This is a genomic window from Cysteiniphilum sp., from assembly GCF_057495195.1.
Window position 1 is genome coordinate 1 of the sequence record NZ_JBXTEF010000129.1, and the last position, 2,298, is coordinate 2,298.

5 protein-coding genes are annotated in these 2,298 nt (G+C 34.4%); 3 read left to right on the plus strand and 2 right to left on the minus strand.

Features of this window, described 5'->3' with window-relative positions; all coding sequences use genetic code 11:
* The first annotated feature begins 304 nt into the window (after positions 1 to 304).
* From ACY10D_RS10970 to ACY10D_RS10980, 3 genes are all read left to right on the plus strand, one after another.
* Positions 305 to 652 carry a DMT family transporter gene (locus tag ACY10D_RS10970; protein ID WP_487000773.1) on the plus strand — a complete coding sequence of 116 codons (348 nt, stop codon included), beginning with the start codon at positions 305 to 307 and terminating at the stop codon, positions 650 to 652.
* An 11-nt stretch (positions 653 to 663) separates the two neighbouring features.
* Entirely contained in the window at positions 664 to 990 is a 327-nt protein-coding gene (locus ACY10D_RS10975) for an SMR family transporter (RefSeq protein WP_192485279.1), read from the plus strand.
* A gap of 116 nt (positions 991 to 1,106) precedes the next feature.
* Complete coding sequence (locus tag ACY10D_RS10980) at positions 1,107 to 1,271, plus strand: hypothetical protein (RefSeq protein WP_487000774.1); 165 nt, start codon at positions 1,107 to 1,109, stop codon at positions 1,269 to 1,271.
* On the opposite strand, the gene ACY10D_RS10985 is transcribed toward ACY10D_RS10980, so the two are convergent.
* Both ACY10D_RS10985 and ACY10D_RS10990 read right to left on the minus strand, forming a co-directional pair.
* Complete coding sequence (locus tag ACY10D_RS10985; RefSeq protein WP_487000775.1) at positions 1,260 to 1,835, minus strand: disulfide bond formation protein B; 576 nt, start codon at positions 1,833 to 1,835, stop codon at positions 1,260 to 1,262. The genes ACY10D_RS10980 and ACY10D_RS10985 overlap by 12 nt on opposite strands.
* 19 nt (positions 1,836 to 1,854) lie before the next feature.
* Positions 1,855 to 2,013 (minus strand): DUF5993 family protein, encoded by a 159-nt coding sequence (locus tag ACY10D_RS10990; protein ID WP_191092797.1) that lies wholly within the window; start codon positions 2,011 to 2,013, stop codon positions 1,855 to 1,857.
* Positions 2,014 to 2,298 lie beyond the last annotated feature (285 nt).

The following is a 2,298-nucleotide window of genomic DNA, read 5'->3' on the forward strand; positions in this document are numbered from 1 at the left end:
TCATTAACACAATAAATTATGGATTGGCAACTCGTAAACTTTATTTTTGATTATTATTCAACCCTTGATTCGCATTAGATGGGAAAATTAAAAAAGCAAAGGAATAAGTACGAGAACTAAGAAGTATTTAAAATTTTTATACCGTCATAATTAAGTTAAATAGCGCAAATAAAAAATCATTTGCTATAGTCGTAGAGGTGATGGTTTTTTACATTAGGATCATTATGAGCAAGGAAACGTTTAAGCTAAATATGTTTTTTATGTTTTTAGAATCAAGAAAAGAGACTAATATTTGGAGTAAGGCATGATAAGGGCATGGAATTTTTTACTATTAGCTATTGTATTTGAAGTGGCAGGAACATCGAGTATGAATTTTGCTGGAAAATATGGCAGCGTATGGGGGTTTGTCATTATGTATCTATTTATTGCAATTTCTTATTTCTTTCTAAGTAAAGCTGTTAAGAGAATTGCAATTGGTGTTGCTTATGCAACATGGGAAGGACTGGGGATTGCATTAATTGCTGTCGTATCATTTTTCATCTTTGGTGATGAACTTTCTTGGGTGCAAGTATCAGGCATCGCTCTAGCGATTATAGGTATTATTTTGATTACGATTGGCGAAGTTCATGCCGATACCGAAAATAATGAATAGGAGAGCGTGATATGGATAGCTTTTTAAATCTTGCCTTTGGCTTGGTTGTGGTTGCTGCATTAATTGATGTTGTCGCTAATTTGATGATTGCAAAATCAAAAGGGTTTCAACGCAAAGCTTGGGGTATTAGCGCCATTGTATTGGTTTTACTTTCTTTTACTATTTTAGCTCAAGCGGTTAAATCAATAGATTTAGCTATTGCGTATGCAAGTTGGGGTGCTATTGGCATTATTGGTACGGCGATTGGTGGCATGATCTTATTCAAGGATAAGTTAAAACCAATTGGTTGGTTTGGAATTGTGCTAGTGATTATTGCAATTATTATGATGAAGTTATGACAACTTGAGTTATATCTGCCTATTCTAATTTGTATTTTTATCTACATATATTAGACTTTGATTATGTGGCTTACATACTCGTTAGCATAATAATAAACAGGTAGTCATCATAAATCATGGATAAAGTGATATTAGGTGTGCATGGGCTGTTAAATAAAAATGCCAAAGAAACCATCCAGACATGGTGGAAGTCAGCTATTGAAGAAGGGCTTGAGAAAACATGTGGTTATTTGCGTTGCCCTGAGTTTTCAGAGCTTATTCATAAATTGCTAATGCCATAAAGTGTAAACGACTGGATTATCTGAGCATTCACTTAGGCCGCATTCGGCAAAAGTAGAAATTAAGTTAGCGGCAATAATAAATACAAATAGAGCAAAGACAATGTGAGTAAATATTTTTATTTTCTTGGCCTTGGCTTCTACGATTTCATCTTTATTTGCTTTAATTTCATATTGTGATGATAACCCTAGTACAATAGCAATATAGATAATAGCTATAATGCAAAGCACAAATACCCATGTATACATATGTAGGCCTAAAACTGCTGAGCCATAACCATGCGGGTCATTGATATGAAGTGCGATCTGACGCATGGCAACAAATGACGTTAGTACGGCTGAGAGCAATGATAGACTGTAGTGAGCAGGGCGTACGTGATATCTTATATTGAGTAAAAAGCCAAAGGCAATACCCAGTAGCCCTAAGCGTTGAAGTAAGCATAACGGGCAAGGAAGTTCACCTAAGATAAATTGAAAAGAAAAAGCCATTATAATGACAAGGATAATGGCAAGTATTTCAATGGCATTGAGGCACTTTACAAAGTTATTTATTTTTGATCGTTGCATGTTTAAGCTCCTTTTACCATTAAAAATATAAGCCAAGATGATCTGTGGCATGATGTAAAAATACAAGCCCCATTGCAATAAGGAAAACGCAAAAGAATATGATCCCCATTGTGCGATGCATCCATGCGCTAATGACACTTATTAGTAGCAAGAAAAATACGATTAATATTCCGGGCATATGATTACTCCATTAATTTTGTAATATCCAGAGTCAGTATAGTGTAAAATCACATATTGTGTGAATGAAGGACAGGCGCAAGTTATAACTCATAATTTAACGTATTAAAAGGGCGTTTTTGATCACAAAAAAAACAACTCAAAATAAACTATAAAAAACTTTCAAAAACAGCTTGCCAACCAAAAAAAAATCTGTAGAATTGACTCCTGTTCTCAGCGAGAATGTTCGCAAGAATGCCTTGGTAGCAAGGTTTAAGAGATGTTTAAAGAGATATAAAATGTAGAT